This window comes from Gemmatimonadaceae bacterium (assembly GCA_020852815.1).
Taxonomy (GTDB): Bacteria; Gemmatimonadota; Gemmatimonadetes; order Gemmatimonadales; family Gemmatimonadaceae; genus SCN-70-22.
The window spans coordinates 186,692-202,203 of the sequence record JADZAN010000024.1; the positions used below are offsets into that span (position 1 = coordinate 186,692).

Genomic DNA, 15,512 nt, shown 5'->3' on the forward strand with positions numbered 1-15,512 from the left:
GAAGCACGCCCGATCCGAGCGACAACGGCCCGCCGGGCACTCGCCCCGCGGGCCGTCCTTGACTTCGGCGCCCGTACACTTGGTGTCTTCGTGTGAGTGGGAGTTCAACGGCGCGTCACACGAAGCCACGAAGGCACCAAGAGTCTCAGCTCGTCACCCCCAGCTCCTTCACTGCCTGCGACAGCGCCTGGACACGCACCCGGTCGCACGAGCCGACCGCCTCGCCCGCCAGCTGCGATGACAGCGCGGCGAGCGCCGAGTTGCGCGCGGCGCCGGTGGTCTTCTCGGCGCTCGTCAGGGCCGAACGGACGCTCGCGATGCGCGAGCTTGAGAGGCACTTGTTGCGCTCGAGCTGGTCCACGTACGCGCGCGCCAGCGCGAAGCTCGGCGGCCACGAGAACTTGGGTTGACCCTGCGCGTTCAAGTAGTCGAGGTGCACCGTCTTCGCGGCGTCGAGTTCGTTCTGCGAGATGTACTCGCTCGGCGTCAGCTCGGTGATGTCGAGCCCGCGGGCGATCTCGGATGAGATGATCGCGCCGTTGTACCAGTACACCGACCACGACCCGCCCATCTGCATGCGCGTCGAGTCGACCGGGCCGCGGTCGAAGAAGGCGATCTCCTTGGGGTGCTTGGCGTCGGTCCAGTCAAAGACGGAGAGCCCGCCCTGGTACCAGGCCTGCACCATCACGTCGCGCCCCGGGATCGGGATCAGCGAGCCGTTGTGCGCCACGCAGTTCTCGGATGACGTCTGTGCTGCAGGGAGCTTGTAGTAGTTCTGGAACTCCATCTTCCCGTTGGTGACGGTGAAGATGGCGTTGGCTCCCCACTCCTTGGGATCGGTGGCGCGGCACTTGGGGCCGCCGCCGCCCCCCCACTCGTCGGTGAAGAGGACCTTGGTCCCGTCGTTGTTGAAGGTCGCCGAGTGCCAGTAGGAGAAGTTGGAGTCGGCGACGGCGCCGATGCGGACCGGGTTGGCCGGGTCGCGGATGTCGAGCAAGAGGCCGTACCCTTCGCAGGCGCCGCCGGCGAGGCCGATGGCCGGGTAGACGGTGATGTCGTGGCACTGCGTCGGGCCGTGGCGCGGACGTCCGGGCTGTTGGTCGCTCTCCCCCATCATGCGGGCGATCATCTTCGGGATTTCGGCGCGCAACGCCGCGCTGTCGGCGGCCGTCGGCGCGCCGGTGCCGCCGCGCGCCTTCACCACCGAGTCCAGCATCGGCTTCGTGAAGTTAGGGGGAAGGACGAACGACTCGTCGCCCACCTGCGCCACGAACGCCCCCTTCGCCTTGGCCTCATCCATCGCCTTCTGGTCGTCAGGCGCCTGCCCGTGTCCCTTGGGGGCGGTGAGGTCGTTGAAGATGCGCGGCGAGGACACGATCGCGGCCCGCTCCGGGTGGGCGAGCGGGACCTTGATCACCTCGATGCGGAAGAGCGCCGAGTTGGCGTCCTTGTCCGGCGCCTCGCGCACGCACCCCGGCAGTTCGTCGGCGGGGCGGACGCTCGCCGAGCCCGAGACGTAGATGTAGATGTTCTCCCGGTCCTTCGGGTCCTCGAGCACCGTGTGCGTGTGCGACCCGCGACAGGTCTGCACGTTGGCGATGTTCTTCGGGTTCGCGATGTCGGTGATGTCGAAGATGCGGATGCCGCGCAGGCGATCCTTGCTCACCGCTTCCTTCGGACCCTGGGTGCCGCAGTCAAGGCGCCCCTCGAACCCCTCCCCCGAGACGAAGAGGAGGTTCTTGTAGACCGAGACGTCGCTCTGCGACGCGGGGCAGACGAAGCCGCGCACCAGCGTCGGCTTTGCCGGGTTGGAGATGTCCCACACCTGCCACCCGTTGAAGTTGCCCTGGATGGCGTACTTCCCGGTGAAGGCGAGGTCGGAGTTCATCTGGCCGACGAACTCCTTGGGCGGCGCGGAGCGCGACAGGACGCGCATGTTGGACGTGGCCTCGGCGGCGTCCATGAGGCCGGCGCGGAGTCCGACGCGCGGGTCGGGGCGCGTGGTCGGGGCCGGCGTCGGCGCCTGCTGCGCGCAGGCGGCCAGCGCCAGGGTGCCGGCAGCCGCAACGATGGCGCGGCGATGGTGGTGCACAAGAGCCATGAGCGGTCCTCGTCGGAATCGGAGTGGTCGTGCGGAATGGGCGGGAGTACTGCCTAACGTTCCCCACCCTGAAGGCGCGCCAGGACGAGCATCTTCTCCATGCGCGCGATCTCGGTGGATTGGTCCACGTTGACGTCGGAGGCGAACTTGAAGACGGTGAGGTCCTGCGCCGCGCCGTCGCGCGCGAACAGCTCCTGCACCATCGTCACCGCTCCCTTGTGGTGCTGGATCATGTAAGCGAGAAAGTGCCGGTCGAAGTCGGCGCCGCGCGCGGCGTCCAGCTCCTGCAACTGCGCGTCGCTCAGCATCCCCGGCATCAGCATCTCGTGCTCCACCCCGTTCATCTTCATCTTCATGGGGACGGGCCTGGCCTCGGGGACGGGGAGGGCGCGATCGCGCAGCCAGTTCTGCATCAGCGCGATCTCGTCCTGCTGCGCGTTGATGATGCGCTCACACAGCGTCTGCACCGAGCTCGACGCCCCGTGCGTCGGCGCCCACCGCGCCATGACGATCGCCTGCGCGTGATGGCTGATCATCCCTGACATGAAATTGATGTCGGCCTCGGTGTAGGGGCGCCGCGCGCTATCGGCCCGCGCGCGCGCCCTCGCCCCCGCGTCGCCCGTGAGGCGCAGCGGGTGATCGGCCGGGATCGCCGACACCGCGCGGCCGGACGCACACCCTCCGATCGTGAGCGCCGGAACAATGCCTAACGCCACACTCGCCGCCAGCCGAAACCGCCGCGCACGCGATGTCGTCGACATGTTGTGAATTGTGGGAAGGGCGTGGGATTGGACACGTGAGGAATCCAGGAGAGAAACTACCCCGCTCCGTCCCGGATGATAGCCAGCGGAGGGTCCTGGTACGGTCCGGGTCAAGGATCCGGCGGACCGCCCCCTCGCTTCGCGCGGTCGTCAAGCCCGATCGCATGCCCGAACTGCCATCGCGCGAACTCCCGCTCCTTGGCCGGCACCGGGACCAGGGTCCGCCAGCAACGGCATCAGCGTGCGCTGCATCGGCGTCCGGATCTCGATGGCCACTTCAGGCTGCAGCCTTTGGTTACGAAGATCAAGGGCGTCTAACACGGAGGTCTCACGGAGACACGGAGGGCACGGAGAAGACGTGTCTTTTGTTCTCCTCCGTGCCCCTCCGTTCCTCCGTGCTACCTCCGTGTCATAGGAAGTTGATCTTGCCGTTGCCGTTGCTTTGTCCATGCAGTAGCCGTTGCCTTCTGTTTCAAAGATCAAGAGCGTTTAACACGGAGGTCTCACGGAGACACGGAGGGCACGGAGAAGACGTGTCTCTTGCTCTCCTCCGTGCCCCTCCGTTCCTCCGTGCTACCTCCGTGTCATAGGAAGTTGACCTTGCCGTTGTCGTTGTCGTTGCGGGCACCCGCGCCCCGCCGCCCCGTCCTCCGAGAGAGAACGCCCTCGTGAAACCATGAAGTACCGCCTCGCCTCGCCCGCCGACCTGCCAGCGCTCGCGCAGATGCGCTGGGACTTCCGCGCGGAGGCTGGAGAAGCGCCGCGCGAATCGTTCGACTCCTTCCGCGCGCGATACACGCGCCTGGTGGATGAAGAGATACGCGCCGGTCGACTCGCGTACTGGATCGCCGAGCAGGACGACGAGATCGTCGCCCACATCGCGGTCTTTCGCATCCTCGGCATCCCGCGCCCCATGCGCACCAGCGACCAGTGGGGCTACGTCACGGACTGCTACACGCGCCCGGCCGCGCGCGGAATGGGCGCCGGCTCGGCGCTGCTGCAGCGCGTGCAAGCGTGGGCCCGCGAGCTCGACTTCGAGCTGTTGCTCGTTGCGCCTGGCGACTTGGCTGAGTTCTTCTATCGTCGCGCCGGCTTCGTCGACGCGACGTCGTTCCGGCAGTGCCAGCTCCGATCGTTCGACGAGAGCGACGATCACGCCGACGAGAATGGTATTCCCGGTTTGGTCTGAGTCCGCCCGAAGACCAGCCTCGGTCGCTGCTCGCCCTGGCGCGAGGATGGGAGCCCTGCCATCGCGGGCGACACGACCGCCATGTCACCGCGCCGCCTGGTCGCGTGGGATCGGTTCTACGGCACCAACTCCTCCGCGATCGTCGTCGAACCGTATCCGTATCAGCGGGCGCCGCTGGACGGAGCCCGCTTGGTGGTCCGCAACGGGGCGGCTCGTGTTGCCGTACGTGATCTCTCCCAACGACGCGGCTGAGTCGACGACGCGAGAGTACGAGCTGGTGCCGTGGCCCCTCGTCCAGACGGCGACCGACACCGGCACCCGTGACAGCAGGCGCGCGCCGCTGCACCTTCCGCCGACCGATCTCCCCCTCTCCAGCGGAGCAGAGCATGGCCGAGACAAAGACAAGGCCGACCAACGCCAGCGTGAGCGACTACATCGCCTCGCGCGCAAACGATGCGCAGCGGGCCGACTGCAAGACGCTGATCGCGATGATGCGAAAGGCCACCGGCAAGCCGCCCAGGATGTGGGGGCCGAGTATCGTCGGGTTCGGGTCGTATCACTACGAGTATGCCAGCGGCCACTCCGGTGATTCGTGCCTCACGGGCTTCGCGATTCGCGGGCGCGAGGTGGTGCTGTATCTCGCCGCCGAGGGCGCGCGGCCGCAGGCATTGCTCAAGCAACTGGGGAAGCACCGCATGGGGAAGTCGTGCCTGTATCTCAAGTCGCTGGCCGATGTGGATCTCGAGGTCCTGCGCGAGCTCATCGACGGATCGATTGCAGAGGTGAGGCGGCGCTATCCGGGGTGAGTGAGGCGGCGCGTTGCGGGGAGAGTAGGGCGCTGTGGTAGCGCCAGCGCGCGGGCGGCCGTACACTCCGCTTCCATGTCGACACGTCGATACGGGGACGACGAAGTGCGCGAGATCATCAGCCTCGCCACGACCGGTGGCGCCGGCGACGGTCTCGTCCCCGCGCCCACCGATGGCCTGACGCTCGAGCAGCTGCAACAGGTGGCGCGCGAGTCGGGGATCGACCCGGCGCGCGTGGCACAAGCGGCAGCGAGCGTCGATGCGCGCGCGCGCGCCCCCCTCGTGCGCCGGATGCTCGGCTTCCCCATCGCGATGACGCGCGTGGTCGACCTGCCGCGCGCGCCAACCGACCGCGAGTGGGAGCAGTTGGTCGCCGTCTTCCGCACCGCGTTCGACACCCCGGGGCAGATGACGAGCACGGGCGGGCTTCGCGAGTGGTCGAGCGGGAGTCTGCATATCGGCGTCGAGCCAATGGCGCACGGCGAACAGTTACGCATCACCACGCGCAACGATGGTGCGGTGGCGCTCAACCTGCTGTCGGCATTCACCGGCGGGTTGGGTGCGCTGATGTCGGCCGTAGTTGCGGCTGCCGGCAAGCCGGAGAAGGCGCTGGCGGTGCTCACGCTGTTCGGCGGTATCTCGCTGGCGTCGTTCGCGATCAACCTGTGGCAGCTGCCGCGCTGGGGGCGTACGCGCGCGCGGCAGGTGGAGGAGCTGGCCGATCAGGCGGTCACGCTGCTGTCCGATCCGAAGTGACGGCGCTCGCGCCTAACGCACACTTGAGCATTGGCCCGCTACGTCGATCCATGACGATCACATAGTGATTGGTGGGCCGAACCATGTGCCGAGCGCTTCCCGCAATCCATGATTGGTACCGTTGCCGGCCCACGCCACGTAACCGTCGGGGCGGATGAGGACCGCGGCGGGTGCGGTGACTTGGCCGAGTACGGGGAGCGTCCAGGGGCCGGCGTAGCGCGACACGAGGTGCCGCACACGCCCCTCCCATCCGGTGACGTCGAGTGCGTGGTCCGAGCCGAAGTCGAGGAGCACAGGACGCGCGGTATGCAGCAGGGAGAAGATGCGCTGCGGGCCGCGCTCGGTGGCGATGTCCAAATCGGGGATGCGGCGCCCGAGGACCGGATGGCCCTCGCCCAGCTCGTAGCGGATGTCGAGCCCAGACATCATCCCGGCGATGTAGCGGCGTGGTTCATCCATTCGCAGCAACTCGCCGATGATGTCGCGTGCCGCAACCGTGCGCGCATCCTCGCGATGCAGCGCCACCTGTGCCATCGTCGCCTTGAGCACGCGCGCCCCCACCGGGTGTCGCTCGGCGTTGTAGCTGTCGAGCAAGGTGTCCGGTGAGCTTCCCTTGATCACCTGCGCCAGCTTCCACCCGAGGTTCACGGCGTCCTGGACACCAAGGCTGAGTCCCTGTCCGCCGATTGGCGAGTGGATGTGCGCCGCGTCTCCGGCGAGCAGGACGCGAGCGTTGCGATAGGTGGCGGCCTGGCGCGACATGTCGGTGAATCGGGAGATCCATGTGACGTCATGCACGCCGAAGTCGGTACCACAGGCGGCTACCAGCAACCGCTTGAGGTCGTCAAGCGTCGGTTCGGCGGTGGCATCCGCGTTAGGCTCGGTGACCATCACGCCGATCGGGCCTACGTCCTTGTAGATGATCTCGCTCCCCCTGATCTCGTATTCCGAGCGGCCAAAGGCGTGCACGCCGCCCGCCGAGCGATGCACGCCGTAGGGTGGCGTCTCCGTCATCTCCACCTCGGCCAGGATGTTGCTCGTCGTTGCGTCCCATCCGGGGAAGTCGATGCCGGCCCCCTTGCGGACAATGCTGCGCCCCCCGTCGCAGCCGATGAGATACTGCCCGTGCAACACCTCGCCGTCGGCGAGTGCGACGTCCACACCGTCCGCGTGCTGCGTGAATCCCGACACCTCGCGCCCATACCAGATCGGTACGCCCAGTTCCCTCACCCACCCGGCGAGCAGGCGTTCGATGTGTTGTTGCCGCAGCGCGAGGCCGTAGTTGTGGCGCGTGGGGAAGTCGCTGATGTCGAGGCGCGTGACGGCGAAGCCCGTGACTTGCGCTATCTGTCCCGCGGCAAGGAAGCGCTGCGCAATGCCGCGTTGGTCGAAGGCTTCGATGGTGCGCGCCGTAACGCCGAGCGCACGAGAGCCCGACAGTTGCTGGTTAGGCCAGCGTTCGATGATGACGGCGTCGACGCCGGCGAGTGCCAGCTCTCCGGCGAGCATCAACCCCGTCGGCCCCCCGCCTGCTATCACGACCGCGTGGTGGGTCATCGCGACTCCTGGTGAAATGAGGGGGCAAGTATCGCCCCGGGCGTGGGGCTTGCCGCAAGCCGTGGGGGTGTTGATATATGTCTGTGGGGATGGTTCTATGGACGGGCAACGGTTGCTATCGAACGGGTGGCCGCGGCCGCCGACCGAACGGTGAAATAGCGCTTCGACGAGACTCTGGCCGCAGTCTTGCTTCGCAGGGTTTGGGTGCCGCGGTCGCGCACCTGCCTGACGAGACACAGAAGTTCATTCCGGGGGGCCGGCGTTGCGCGCGGACTCCCCCTCGTGACACCGCGGTGGCCGTAGGTTGGCACCGTCCCTTCGAGCCCGCCGACTCGCGAGGCTCCGCAGCCATCGGTTTGGACGAGCCCCAGCGATTGCCGGGAGGTCGCATGATCACGAACAAGTCAAAGCGCGCGACATCCCGTGCTCGCTCCGGCGCCCCCGCCATTCCCCTCCTCACCGTCGACATCTCCTCCTGGCAGCAGTTCCAGAACATCGTCGCCGGCCCACGCTTCCGGAACTGGGCCTTTCGCGGGCACGGCGACGCGGAGTGGCCGCTCTACAGTTCGCTCTCGCGCTACGTGCTCGCCCATGGGATCCATCGCGACGCATGGTCGAGCCAGGAGGAACGCATCGGGCGCATCTTCCGGCGCAAGGCACACCTCCTCCTCGAGCACATCCCGGACGAAGGGGACGACTTCCAGTGGCTGGCGCTGATGCAGCACCACGGGGCGCCGACGCGGTTGCTCGACTTCACCTGGTCGCCGTACGTCGCCGCCTTCTTCGCGTTGGAGCGCGCCACGCGCGATGCGGCGATTTGGGCGATCTTCATCCCGGCGCTCTGGCGCGAGGAGCGCACGGTCCGCTTCCCTCGGCTGCGGCGCACGATGCGCGCCGACGAGATCGGGCTCCGTCGCCCGGGCGCATACGGAGCGTACTACCTCGGCAACGACGTTCCCTTCGTGAGTTCGGGGGAGCCGATCGTGATGAACAAGCGGCTCATCGCGCAGTCCGGCACCTTCGTCGTCCCTGGGGTGCTGGACCAGCCGATCGACGCGATCCTCGCGTCGTACGCGAAGGGAGAGGCGGCGGTCGCGAAGTTCGTGCTGAAGACGAGCGCGCTGCGCGCGGAGTCGATGCGAGAGTTGTACACCATGAACCTGACGAACGCGACGCTGTTTCCCGATCTCGACGGCCTGGCGCGCTCGCTGGCCTACGAGCTGGAGTTCCACTGGGCATTCGATCCGCGGACGATGGCGCGCAATCCCGGCTACTGACGGGCTTCTCGAGGGCTTCCGACGACATGACGCACGACCACGACGACGCACACGGCGCCCCGGATGCGCTGCGCCGCGAGTTGCAGCTGGCCGCCAGGCGCATCGCCGGCTATCGCGACGCGCTCCACGAGGCGCACGTCGCCCCGCGTCTCACCCGCGCCGAGCTCCGCGCCACCCTCGACCGCCCCCTCCCTGACGATCCGCTCCCGCTCACCCAGGTCATCGACGAACTCATCGCCGGCGCCACTCCCGGCCTCATGGCCTCCGCCGGCCCGCGCTACTTCGGCTTCGTCGTCGGCGGATCGCTCGATGCCGCCTTGGTCGCCGACGTCCTCACCAGCGGCTGGGACCAGAACGCCTTCAACGAAGCGCTCTCCCCCGCCGCCATCGCCTTCGAGGACGTTGCCGGGCGCTGGCTCAAGGAGGCGCTCACGCTTCCAGCGTCGGCGTCGGTGGGGTTCGTGACCGGGGCGCAGGGCGCCAACACGGTGGGGCTGGCGGCGGCGCGGTGGTGGGTGTTGCAGCAGGCGGGGTGGGACGTGGGGCGCGAAGGACTCTTCGGTGCGCCGCGCATTCGCGTGCTGGTCGGCGCGGAGCGGCACGCGACGATCGATCGCGCGCTCCGCTTCCTCGGGCTCGGCGAACGGGCGATGGAGGAAGTCCCGGTGCTCGCCAACGGGGCGATGGATACGGCGGCACTCGCGCAGGCGCTGGCGCACGGCGCCGGCATCCCAACGATTGTCTGCGCCCAGGCGGGGAACGTGAACACGGGCGCCTGTGACAACCTGCAGCATGCCGCCGACGCCGCACGCTCGGCGAACGCCTGGCTGCATGTGGACGGTGCCTTCGGGCTCTGGGCGGCGGCAAGCGCACGCACTCGGGGCTTGGTCGACGGCATCGAGCGCGCCGACTCGTGGGCCTGTGACGGGCACAAGTGGCTCAACGTCCCCTACGACGCGGGATATGCCTTCTGCGCGCACCCGGACGTGCACGCGACGTCGATGGCGTACACGGCGGCCTACCTCACGGGGCAGGTGGCGGGGCGCGAGTTCGGGGGCGGCGACTACGTGGCGGAGTCGTCGCGGCGCGCGCGCGGCTTTGCCACGTGGGCCGCGCTGCGCGCGCTGGGGCGCACCGGCATCGCGGAGTTGGTGGACCGAACCTGCGCGCTGGCCCGCCGCTTTGCCCAACGGCTCGGCGCACTGGACGGTGTGACCATCATGAACGAGGTGGTGCTCAACCAGGTGCTGCTGCGAGTGGGCGACGAGGCGACGACGAACGCCATCCAGCGCCGCCTGCACGACGACGGGACGCTCTGGTTAGGCGCCACGACCTGGCGCGGGCAACGCCTCCTGCGCATCTCGGTCTCCAACTGGTCCACGACGGAAGACGACGTGGATGTGTGCGTGGCGGCGATCGAGAGAGCGATGCGGGCGAGCGGCTGAGCGGGCGTTCCTGTGCGCCTGCACAGCGGCGCTCCCACGCCCGCCCTATCGCGCGCCCCCGCCAGAATCAAACGGGCGATAGCGCCCGGGAACGATGGGCTCCGCCGCGCCGCCGCCCGCCGTAGCGGTCATCGCCTCGCTCGCGCGGTGCCGGTCCAGTTCGCGCCTGACGACCGTGGCCAGCGCTTCCTGCGCGAACGGCTTGGCGAGCATCGGCCCCAGTGACGCCATCTCCGATAGCGCCGCGGCATCGAGCCCAGAGTAGCCGGACATGAAGACCACGGGGAGCTGTGGGAGGCGCAGCCGCAACGCGCGCACCAGCTCGGGCCCCTTCACCCTCGGCATCATCACGTCGGTGACGACGATGTCGATGGCGCTCCCCTCGCGTTCGGCGACGGCGAGGGCGTCGGTGCCGTCCGCTGCCTCCAGCACGCGATAACCCAGGAGGGTGAGCATGCGGCTCGCGACCTGTCGTACGGCGACTTCGTCCTCGACGAGAAGGATGGTCTCGGTGCCGGTTGGGCGCGGGTCGCTACGGTCGGGGACGATTGGATCGCCGACCCACACCGGGAGCCAGATGGTGAGTCGTGTCCCGCGCCCCGGGGCGCTCTCGACCTCGATGGCCCCCTGGTGCCGCGCGACGATGCCGTGGCAGACGGCGAGCCCGAGCCCGGTGCCGCGGTTCACTTCCTTGGTTGTGAAGAACGGTTCGAACAACCGCTGGCGGACCTCGTCATCCATCCCGGTCCCGGTGTCGATGACGTCGAGGACGACGTAGCGCCCGGGGCTGAGCGACATGTCGTCGACGATGCGGATGCGCTCGACCTCCTCCTCCCGCAGCCGCAACGTCACCTCTCCCCCGTCGGGCATGGCGTCGCGCGCGTTGAGGACGAGGTTGAAGACGAGCTGCTCGAGCTGCGACGGGTCGGCGCTCACGGGGGGGAGATCGTCCGGCGCCTGCACCGTCAGCTGCACGCGCTCGCCGACGGACTGGCGCAGCGAGCGCGCCAGGGCGTCGAGGAGGGTGCCGAACTGCACGGCGACGGGCTGCGTATGCTGCCGCCGCGCGAAGGCCAGCAGTTGTCGCGTGATGTCGGCCACTCGGCGCCCGGCCTTCCATACCTCCTCCAGGTCGGCCTGCAGGGGAGCGTTCCCGCGCGCGCCATGCTGCGCCAACTGGGTGAAGCCGAGTACGCCGGTGATGGAGTTGTTGATCTCGTGGGCCACGCCGCCGGCCAGGCGCCCGATGCTCTCCAGCTTTTGGGCGGTGACGAGGCGCTGCTCGAGGAGCTTGCGCTCCTCCAGCTCGCGGGCGAGTTCGGCGGTGCGCGCCTTCACCCGCTCCTCGAGCGAGTCCCGCGACGCCTCGAGTTCACGCGTGCGCTCTTCCACCAGCGCCGACAGCTCGCGCTCCTGCCGTTCGGCCACCTGCAGGCGCAACCGGGCGAGCAGGGCGATGATGGCGACGGCGAGGGCGACGAGGGAGGGGTAGAACCAGCGGTACTCGTACGGTGCGCGCGGCACGTGGATGACGAGCGAGGCCCTGGCGGGGTTCCAGTCGCCGTCCTCGTTGGCGACGCGGACCTCGAAGTGGTACTCACCGCCGCGCAGCGGACCAAATGAGAGTTGCCGGCGCGCACCGGCGTCCTGCCAGGTGGTGTCGATGCCGGTCATCCGGTACTGGGCGCGCACGCGCGAGGGCACGAGGGCGTCGGTGGCGGCAAAGGCGATTTCCAGGCGCGAGACGTGCTCCGTGAGGTGCAACCCGGGCGCCAGCGGGCGCTCGACCCCATCGACGACGATGCGCTCCAGGTGCACCTGCGGGGCGATCAGGTCCTCGCGGACCTCGCGCGGGTCGACGCGCACGGCACCGGCGTACGACGGGAACCAGAGGCGCCCCATCGCATCGGTGGCAATCTGGCTCTGGTAGTCGGCGTTGAACTCGGTGGTGGGGAGCCCGTCGGCGCGATCGAATGCGCGCAAGCGCACCGATCGAACCTTGCCGTCGGCGTAGTCGAGGAGGTCCTGCGCCTCCACGCGGTACAGCCCGAAGCTCGACGTCAGCCAGAGGTGGCCGAAGGCATCGCGGGCCACGCCGAGCAGCTCGCGACGCAGGCGCGGGTCGGCGCGCCCCACGTGCACCACGGTGTCGCGACGCAGGACGTAGAGCCCGGAGTCGCCGGTGGCAATCCAGAGGTTGTCACCGTCGGGAAGGATGGAGACGACGTCGTACTGCGTGAGCCCCTTGCGCTCGTCGTATCGCGTGGCGACGCCCCGGTCGACGATCGTGAGCCAGGGGCGCGCGAAGATGAGGCGTCCACGGGGGTCGCGCGCCACGTTGCGCGTGGTGGTCCCGGTGTTGAGCCCCCAACTGGCGGGTGCCGGCCGCGCCACGCCCCCCTCCGAGTGCAGGACGCCGCTGTCGGTGGAGACCCAGAAGGAGCCGTCGTGGTCGCGAAAGAGCGAGAGGACCGAGCGCCCGGCAAGCCCCAACTGCGCGGTGACGTCGCGCCGCGAGGTGCGATCGATCTCGTAGACCCGGCGTTCATTCCACACGGAGTACATCCCGCCGCCGGGCCTGGGCCAGAGGGCGCTGGCCTGGTTGCGGCCGGCGCGCGGGAGGACGCCGGTCCAGCGATCGCCCTCGAGGTAGTAGACGCGCCCATCGGAGACGGCGGCCCACATCGTCCCGCGTTCGTCCTGGCGAACGGTCCACGTGCTCCGCGGCGAGATCCCCTCGCTGAGGGTGACGAACGCCGAACGCTGGAAGCGCAGCATGCCGCTGCCGGTGCCGGCCCAGATGCGCCCGCGCGAATCGGGGAAGAGCCACCAGACCACATCGGGGGTCCCTCCCGCCGGCGCGTCGACTGGGCGCACGTCGTCGCCGTCCCAGCGCAACACGCCAAAGCGCTCGGTCCCCATCCACAGCTCACCGCCCGGCGTGCGGGCCAGCGTCCACACCTCGTTGCCGTCCGTGTCTTCGCCGGTCGCGACTCGCTGCGTGACGCGCACGTTGGCGGGATCGGCGACGTCGAGTCGCCAGGCACCGGAGCGCGTCCCCACCCAGAAGCCCCCCGCGCCGTCGTCCACGATGTCGAAAAACCGCTCGCCGAGCGACGGCCGCCAGGTGACGGCGGCGCTGTCGCCCACGCGGAAGGAGCCGAGGAAGTTGCGTCCGGCGAACCACATACGCCCCGTGCGATCCGCTGCCAAGGCATAGATGAAGGCGTCGAGTCCGGGGACAGCGGCAAAGCTCCGCCCATCGCCAACGCGCACGCCGAACTCACCACTGACCCACAGTCGCCCGCTCGAGTCCTCGACCACCTTCCAGGTGACGCCCCGCGGGACCTGTCGTTCGTCGATGGTGCGGAAGACTCCCTTCTCCAGCACTGCGAGCCCGCGCGACGTCCCCACCCACAGGCGCCCCGAGCGGTCGACCGAGAGCGCCTGGACCATGCCACTCGGCAGCGCCGGCGTGTCGTCGGGACCGAAGAGACGGAAGTTCAGCCCGTCATAGCGAACCACGCCGCGGCGCGTCCCCAGCCAGAGGTACCCGTCTGGCGTTTGCGCGATGGCGTTGACCTGCGTGTCGGGGAGGCCATCGTCGCTGTCGATGACGCGGCGGATGTACGACGGGGCGGTGGGCGACGGGGGCGCCGCTGTCGAGTGGGGCCGTTCTGCCACCTGTGCCCCCAAGAGGGGGGGCGTTCCCCAGCCGGCGCCCAGCGCCACGAGACCGGCGATCGCGGCATGACGCGGCGATCGCGGCCAGGGCGAGCGGAGGATCCGGGAGGTGAGCACGAGGGAGGGAGTGACCGGCCGGTGCGGGCGCGGCAGCCTGAAGCGAGGGCGCGGGGCGGGACGTGCGAGCGAGCGCCGCTCCATCCGAGAGTGTCGGCTCTATGGATGGAAAACTGGTGGGATATTGTTCGGAACCTTGCGTTGGGGCAGGAGATCCGCAATGAGTGGCGGGACTTCCTTGATGGGGATGCGTGCGTCTGGCGGCTGATGCGTTGCGCCTCTCCATTAGTCGGCTCTGATTCTCCCGACCGAAGGGTGCCGCCGCGCGCTAGGTCCGTCGAACCTCATGCGTCATTCTTGGAGCTGCATGGTGCACCTCCTCACGAGAGTCAGGCGAAACATGCGAACGAGCATCAGGAGGTTTACCCAGTCACTGTTGATGTGCGGTTTTCTTGGCGTGATGCCGTGCGCCGGCCATGCTCAGGGCGCACGCCGGCTGGAGATCAGTGCGGTGGGGGGAGCCGCGCATACGAGCCGCCTCGGGCGGCTCTCCGCCGAGCAGTGGCTGGAACCGTTCGCCGGCGCTCGGCTCGACGCGCGTTTGTGGCGGCTCGCGGGTGGGCGAGTGGGGGTATCGGCGTTCGCCGATTACTACTCGTTCGGGAGGAGCTGGATGGCGCCGGTAATCTGTATGGGCGTGTGCCCCGCGTCGCCGGCGCGGCCGCGACAGGAGCCGCTCATTCCCTACACCAGCACGGGTCAGGAACTGCGACTCGCGCTCGGGACCACGTGGCAGCGCCCGATCAGTCGGTGGGTGAGCGCGGAGCTCGGGGCGTTCGCGGGGAGGCGTCGTGCCCGGAGCTTCCTCGAGGCCGAAGGGGTGCGACTCAATGACCCCCCGTCGTCGTTTCGCGCCCTGATTGGCGGCGAAGTCGGCCTCAGCACACAGCGCGGGCCCCTCGTCTCCGGGATCGGCTTCCAGTTCGCCAGCAGCGTGCTCGAAGGAGGGGTGCGCCGCTCGCAGAACCGAGTCGCCATGCGGCTGGGGTGGGCGCTACCATAGCGCATGCGCATCGCCGCCCTCTACGACATCCACGGCAACCTCCCCGCGCTGGAAGCGGTACTGGCCGATGTGCGAGATGCGGCGGTCGACCTGGTGGTGATGGGCGGCGACGTACTCCCTGGACCAATGCCGCACGAGTCGCTCGCGGCGCTGGCTGCGCTCGCCGCGCTCGCCGACGACGGAGTGGCGCTCCTGGCGATACGCGGGAACGGCGATCGCACGGTGCTCGAGGCGCGACGCGGCACCATCTCCCCCGAAGTCCCCGCGCCCATTCACGACGTCATGCGCTGGAACGCGGCGCAGCTCACCCCGCACGACGCGGCCTGGATGGAGGGCTGGCCGACGACCGCGACGGTGGAGCACGACGCGCTGGGGCGCATCCTCTTCTGCCACGCCACACCCCGCAGCGACACCGAGATCTTCACCCAGCGCACCGCCGAGGCGCGCATCGCCCCCGCGTTCGACGGCGTGGACGCCGCACTCGTCGTCTGCGGCCACACGCACATGACCTTCGACCGGACCATCGCCGGCCGCCGCGTGGTGAACGCCGGCTCGGTAGGGATGCCGTTCGGCGAGACGGGCGCACGCTGGCTCCTCATCGACCGCGACGTCGAGTTCCGCCATACGACCTACGACCTCGACGCCGCGGCGGCGCGCATCCGGACAACGGCGTATCCGCGCGCCGAGCACTTCGCGGCCCACAACGTCCTCACCACCCCCACCGCCGAGGCGATGCTCGCGGCGTTGGAGCGCTGACGAGAGGTTTGGCATTCGGGCGCTCCGATCAGTAGCGTACCGCGTCCCGCCGAACCCGCT

Annotated in this window: 11 protein-coding genes; 7 read left to right on the plus strand and 4 right to left on the minus strand. The window is 69.1% G+C overall.

The window, feature by feature from the left end; translation table 11 throughout:
• Positions 1 to 145: 145 nt before the first annotated feature.
• Together IT359_14055 and IT359_14060 are read right to left on the minus strand one after the other, a co-directional pair.
• A complete protein-coding gene (locus tag IT359_14055; GenBank protein MCC6930103.1) occupies positions 146 to 2,101 on the minus strand; it encodes a hypothetical protein in 1,956 nt (651 codons plus the stop codon).
• A gap of 53 nt (positions 2,102 to 2,154) precedes the next feature.
• Entirely contained in the window at positions 2,155 to 2,862 is a 708-nt protein-coding gene (locus IT359_14060; GenBank protein ID MCC6930104.1) for a DUF305 domain-containing protein, read from the minus strand.
• Between the two features lie 676 nt (positions 2,863 to 3,538).
• On the opposite strand from IT359_14060, the gene IT359_14065 reads away from it, so the two are divergent.
• From IT359_14065 to IT359_14075, 3 genes are all read left to right on the plus strand, one after another.
• Positions 3,539 to 4,051 (plus strand): GNAT family N-acetyltransferase, encoded by a 513-nt coding sequence (locus tag IT359_14065; GenBank protein ID MCC6930105.1) that lies wholly within the window; start codon positions 3,539 to 3,541, stop codon positions 4,049 to 4,051.
• 386 nt (positions 4,052 to 4,437) lie between these two features.
• On the plus strand, positions 4,438 to 4,857 hold the full coding sequence (locus IT359_14070; GenBank protein MCC6930106.1) for a DUF1801 domain-containing protein: 420 nt from the start codon (positions 4,438 to 4,440) through the stop codon (positions 4,855 to 4,857).
• Between the two features lie 75 nt (positions 4,858 to 4,932).
• Positions 4,933 to 5,613 carry a hypothetical protein gene (locus IT359_14075; protein MCC6930107.1) on the plus strand — a complete coding sequence of 227 codons (681 nt, stop codon included), beginning with the start codon at positions 4,933 to 4,935 and terminating at the stop codon, positions 5,611 to 5,613.
• A gap of 57 nt (positions 5,614 to 5,670) precedes the next feature.
• Here IT359_14075 and IT359_14080 read toward each other — a convergent pair whose 3' ends face one another.
• Positions 5,671 to 7,170 (minus strand): FAD-dependent monooxygenase, encoded by a 1,500-nt coding sequence (locus tag IT359_14080; GenBank protein MCC6930108.1) that lies wholly within the window; start codon positions 7,168 to 7,170, stop codon positions 5,671 to 5,673.
• Between the two features lie 389 nt (positions 7,171 to 7,559).
• On the opposite strand from IT359_14080, the gene IT359_14085 reads away from it, so the two are divergent.
• Together IT359_14085 and IT359_14090 are read left to right on the plus strand one after the other, a co-directional pair.
• Positions 7,560 to 8,447 carry an FRG domain-containing protein gene (locus IT359_14085; GenBank protein MCC6930109.1) on the plus strand — a complete coding sequence of 296 codons (888 nt, stop codon included), beginning with the start codon at positions 7,560 to 7,562 and terminating at the stop codon, positions 8,445 to 8,447.
• A 26-nt stretch (positions 8,448 to 8,473) separates the two neighbouring features.
• Complete coding sequence (locus tag IT359_14090) at positions 8,474 to 9,892, plus strand: aspartate aminotransferase family protein (protein ID MCC6930110.1); 1,419 nt, start codon at positions 8,474 to 8,476, stop codon at positions 9,890 to 9,892.
• A gap of 45 nt (positions 9,893 to 9,937) precedes the next feature.
• Here IT359_14090 and IT359_14095 read toward each other — a convergent pair whose 3' ends face one another.
• Positions 9,938 to 13,693 (minus strand): response regulator, encoded by a 3,756-nt coding sequence (locus IT359_14095; GenBank protein MCC6930111.1) that lies wholly within the window; start codon positions 13,691 to 13,693, stop codon positions 9,938 to 9,940.
• Positions 13,694 to 14,072: 379 nt separating this feature from the next.
• Between IT359_14095 and IT359_14100 the strand changes: the two genes are divergently transcribed.
• Positions 14,073 to 14,696, plus strand: a complete 624-nt coding sequence (locus IT359_14100) for a hypothetical protein (protein MCC6930112.1) — start codon at positions 14,073 to 14,075, stop codon at positions 14,694 to 14,696.
• Between the two features lie 3 nt (positions 14,697 to 14,699).
• A complete protein-coding gene (locus IT359_14105) occupies positions 14,700 to 15,452 on the plus strand; it encodes a metallophosphoesterase family protein (protein MCC6930113.1) in 753 nt (250 codons plus the stop codon).
• Positions 15,453 to 15,512 lie beyond the last annotated feature (60 nt).